Annotated in this window: 5 protein-coding genes and 1 pseudogene; 4 read left to right on the plus strand and 2 right to left on the minus strand. The window is 75.7% G+C overall.

From position 1 onward, the window contains the following. Positions 1–1,129: tetratricopeptide repeat protein (locus ABZ641_RS27490; protein WP_359985876.1), on the plus strand; the 1,129-nt coding region annotated here is incomplete at its 5' end. 174 nt (positions 1,130–1,303) lie between these two features. Here the strand turns inward: ABZ641_RS27490 and ABZ641_RS27495 are convergent. Together ABZ641_RS27495 and ABZ641_RS27500 are read right to left on the minus strand one after the other, a co-directional pair. After that, entirely contained in the window at positions 1,304–1,435 is a 132-nt protein-coding gene (locus ABZ641_RS27495; RefSeq protein ID WP_359985878.1) for a hypothetical protein, read from the minus strand. 212 nt (positions 1,436–1,647) lie between these two features. Further along, on the minus strand, positions 1,648–2,232 hold the full coding sequence (locus ABZ641_RS27500; protein WP_359985880.1) for an XRE family transcriptional regulator: 585 nt from the start codon (positions 2,230–2,232) through the stop codon (positions 1,648–1,650). Positions 2,233–2,350: 118 nt separating this feature from the next. On the opposite strand from ABZ641_RS27500, the gene ABZ641_RS27505 reads away from it, so the two are divergent. The 3 genes and pseudogenes from ABZ641_RS27505 to ABZ641_RS27515 all read left to right on the plus strand — a co-directional run. Then, the gene (locus tag ABZ641_RS27505; RefSeq protein WP_359985883.1) at positions 2,351–3,187 is read left to right on the plus strand and encodes an EamA family transporter; all 837 of its coding nucleotides are present in this window, start codon (positions 2,351–2,353) and stop codon (positions 3,185–3,187) included. Between the two features lie 155 nt (positions 3,188–3,342). Further along, entirely contained in the window at positions 3,343–3,645 is a 303-nt protein-coding gene (locus ABZ641_RS27510; RefSeq protein WP_359985885.1) for a hypothetical protein, read from the plus strand. A 249-nt stretch (positions 3,646–3,894) separates the two neighbouring features. Further along, a pseudogene (locus tag ABZ641_RS27515) lies at positions 3,895–4,273 on the plus strand (hypothetical protein); the annotation flags it as partial.

A 4,273-nucleotide genomic window follows, 5' to 3' on the forward strand; every position in this document is an offset into this window, starting at 1 on the left:
GCTGCGGGCCGGTGTCGCCCAGCTGCCGGCCGCCGCCGCCGAGCTCCTCGGACTGCTGGCCCACCACCTCGGCCCCGACATCGACCTCGGCGCGGCGGCCGCGCTGGCCGCCGCCGCACCGGGGGAGACCTGGGCGGCGCTGGAACGGCTGGTCGCCGCCAACCTGCTGGAGGAACGGGCGGACGGCCGGTACGCCCTGCACGACCTGGTCCGGCTGTACGCGCGCACGCTGCGCCCCGCCCCCGACCCCCGGCGCATCCTGCCGCTCCTCGACCACTACCTGTGCGGCGCCCTGGCCGCCTCCGGGGCCGCCGTCGCGGGCAGTCAGCCCTGCTGCGCGCTCCCCGCGGACGTCCACCGGCCGGCTGCGGAAGCGGACTTCGCGGACCGGGCCGCTGCGATGGCCTGGTACGCGACCGAGCGGAGCACGCTGGTCGCGGCCGTCGGGGCGGCGGCCGACGCGCACCACCACGACCGGGCGTGGCGCCTCGCCGTCCTGCTGTGGCCCCTGGTGGTGCAGCAGCCCGAGGTGCAGTGGGACGCGCCGCTGGGCCGCGCGCTCGACTCGGCGGTCGCACTCGGGGACGCCGACGCGGAGTCCCGGGTGAGGACGCTGCTCGGCTGGGTGCTGACGGAGCAGGGCCGGCACGAGGAGGCGGCCCGCCACCTCGAGTCCGCCCCGGACCTCGCCCGGCGGGCGGGTGACACCGAGGGCGAGGCCATCGCCACCGCCAACCTGGCCCAGCTGCACGACCGGCTCGGCGACCCCGCCCGGGCCGGCCGCGGATACGAGCGGGCGCAGCTGCTGGCCCGCGACGCCGGCAGTCCGCAGACGCACATGCTCACCACGTACCACCTGGCCCGCCACCATCTGAACGACGGGCGCCCCGCGGAGGCGCTCGCGCTCGCCCGCCACGGACTGGACCTCGCCCCGGCGGAGCAGGTCCCGGCCCGCCGGGCGATGCTCACCGACCTCTGCGGGCAGGCCCTGCTGAGGCTGGGTCGGCCCGGCGAGGCCGCCGAGCACTTCTCCTGCGCCGCCCGGCTCGCCGAGCAGGACGGCTTCACCGCCGACGCGGCCGAGTACCGCGCCCGTGCGGCCGAGGCGGGCCGCCCGGGCCGCGCCTGAGACCCGGTGGAAGGAGTCCGCCGACCGCACGGAACGCGCTGAGCGCCCGCCGCGGAGAACACGGCGGAGAGACACAGAGGCCCCGTCCGGTCGTCGGGACCGGGCGGGACCTCGTCATTCGTTCCCGGGCGGACCCGGGAGCACCTGCCGTTGTCGGGGGACGGGGTGTCGGCGTCAGGCCTTGCGGGCCTCGGCGCGGGCGGCGGTGCGGTTCTTGCGCTGGGCCGCGCGGGCGAGTCGGTGCTGCTCGGCCTGGCGGAGCCGCTCGTCCATCGTCGCGCGTGCCGCATCGAGCTGGTAACCCATGGTGGTCTCCCCCTTGGTGGGCGGCTGTGGGCATCACCGTGATGCCGGTCCTGGAGGCCGCCCTCGCATCTCAGATTCTACACCCATCCGGGCGCAGTTGCTTTCATTTACTTGGCGTTCACTGATGAGTGCCTTTCTATCGAAGGCACAAAGGGGCGGTGGCCTGCGGGTGTGGACGGCCGTGATGCCCGTCCGGGTCGGGCCGGGCCGGGTCAGGTCAGGGGCCCTGGGCCGGGCGGCAGGTGGACGGTCATGACCAGGGTGCAGGGGTCGGTGCCCGCCCCGCGGTAGGCGTGGGCGGTGTCGCCGTCGAAGGTGGCGGTCTGCCCGGCCTCGACGGTGTGCTCGGCGCCGTCGACGACCAGCGTCATCCGCCCGGAGGTGACGCTGACGGTCTCCACGACGCCCGCCCGATGTGGGTGGCTGGCGTACTCCTCGCCCGGCTCCAGGCGCCACCGCCACACCTCGACCGGGGCCGGGCCCGAGGTCGTCAGGACGAGCCGGGCCTCGCCCCCGCGCTCACCCGTCCACAGCGCCGCCGCGGCGTCGGCGGAGACGATCCGCACCCGGCCCTCGGGCGGTCCCTGCATCAGGTCGGACACCGAGATGCCGAGGGTGTCGGCGAGCCGGACGAGGGTGGCCAGGTTGGGATTGCCCTGGGCCTTCTCCAGGGCGACCAGGGCGCCCTTGCTCACCCGGGCGCGCCGGCCGAGCTCGTCCAGCGACAGGCCCGCCCGCGTGCGGGCCGCCCGGACGTTGTGCGCCACCGTCCGCAGAGCCTCGGTCGCGTCCGCCACCTGGTCACCATCCCCTCGTTCGGGCCAACAGGGTGCACTGCGAGATCACTCCATTGGACCATGCCGGTCGATCCGATGTACGTTCCAGTCGTTCCACTGGCATCGTAGGGAATGAACCGTGATCGCTCTGCTCCTCGCCCTCGGCAGCTCCCTCGCCTACGGCTGCGCCGACTTCCTGGGCGGCCTCGGCTCCCGCAAGGCCCACGTGCTGCGCACCGTGCTGATCGCGGCCCCCGCCTCGCTCGCCGTCGAACTGCTGCTCTGGCCGGTGCTCGGCGCCACGTTCAGCCCCGGCGCCGTCGGGTGGGGTGCCGCCTCCGGCGTCGCCTCGGCCGCCGCGTTCGCCCTGCTCTACCGCACCCTGGCGATCGGCCCCATGAACGTGCTGTCCCCGGTGACCGCCCTGGTCTCCGCCGCCCTGCCGGTCGCGGTCGGCCTGCTGCAGGGCGAGCACCTGACCACCGCCGGAGTCCTCGGCCTGCCGCTCGCCCTGCTCGCGGTCGTCCTGGTCAGCGCCGGCCCCGGGACCGGCGCGGCCCGCCCCTCCCGGGCCGCCCTGCTGCTGGCCCTCGGCGCCGGCGCCGCCATCGCCCTGCAACTGGTCTTCCTGCACCAGGCGCCGAACGACAGCGGCGTCGCCCCGCTGATCGTGGGACGGGCGGTCTCCTCCGCGGTCGTCCTCGCCGCGGCCGGCCTGCTCCGCCGCAGGCTCGGCACCGAACGGCCGGCCTACGCGATGTCCGCGGGCGCCGGCGTCCTGGACTCCGTGGCCAACCTGCTGTTCCTGCTCGCCGTCCGCAGCGGGGACCTCACCGTCGTCGCCGTGATCACCGCCCTGTACCCGGCCGGCACCGTCCTGCTCGCCCGTGCCGTGCTCGGCGAACGCATCCACCGCGGCCAACTCGCCGGTCTCGGCGTCGCCGCGCTCGCCGTCAGCCTGCTGGCCCTCGCCTGAGACGGCCGACCCGTGCGGCGCGTCCGCCGGACGCCAGCCGTCGGCGGGCGCTGGCGCACTCCGGCCGCACACCCGTCTGCCTTTGCGGCACGCCGGTGGCGGGGGGACGCTGGACGGGCGGACGGCCACCGTCCGCCGAGTCGAGGAGGCCGTACGTGACGTTCATTCAGATCATCGAGTACAAGACGAGTCGGATCGACGAGTTCAACGCCCTGCTGGACGCCTGGGTGGAGAAGAACGAGGGCAGCCGGGTGGCCACCAGAGCCGTGCAGGCCAAGGACCGCGACGCCGAGAACACGTACCTGAACATCGTGGAGTTCCCCTCCTACGAGCAGGCCATGGAGAACTCCCGGCGCCCGGAGACCGGGGAGTTCGCGGCGCAGGTCGCGGCGCTCTGCGACGGGCCGCCGGTCTTCCGGAACCTCGAGGTGACGAACGAGCGGGGCTTCGAGGGCTGACCGCCCGCACCGTTCGGCCGGGACGGCCGCCGCGCAGGTGCGGCGGCCGTCCCCCGTCGCCGGTCGGCGGGCACGGTCCGGAGGGCTGGGCCGGGCGGGTGGGAGCCGGGGGCGCTCCTGGTGTGGTGCCGGTGCCCGGGCGGGCGGCCGTAGCAGTCTGGAGGTCCGGCGGCAGGCAGGAGAGTGCAGGTGGGTGTACGCAGCCCCGGCGGCCGCCGGGTGGGCGGGGACGCGGACCGAACCGGGGGCGTGAACCGAACCGCCGGCGGGGAGCGGCCGGCCGCCGACGCCGGTGTGCTGGGAACGGCCCTCGGCGTGGTGCTGGCGTTCTCGCTCGCGGAGGGCTCCTGGCAGTGGTTCTCCACCTACCTCGGGGTGACGCTGCTCGCGGTGGTCCTCTCCTTCGGCCGGGTGCCGGAGCCCACGCCCGGCCGCCGGAGCGCCTACCGGTGGAGCCTGGCCGCGTACTCGCTGGTCGTCGGCCTCTGCGTGGCACTGGCGCTCGCGCCCGCACTGCAGCGCTGGGACTGGCTCTTCCCGATGCCCGGGACCCGGCGGGCCTGCGTGCAGTCCGGCCGGTACCAGAGCCTGCAGGCGCAGGCCGCCCTCGGCGACCTCGCCGACCGTG

This window comes from Kitasatospora sp. NPDC007106, from assembly GCF_040634455.1.
Classification (GTDB): Bacteria; Actinomycetota; Actinomycetes; order Streptomycetales; family Streptomycetaceae; genus Kitasatospora; species Kitasatospora arboriphila.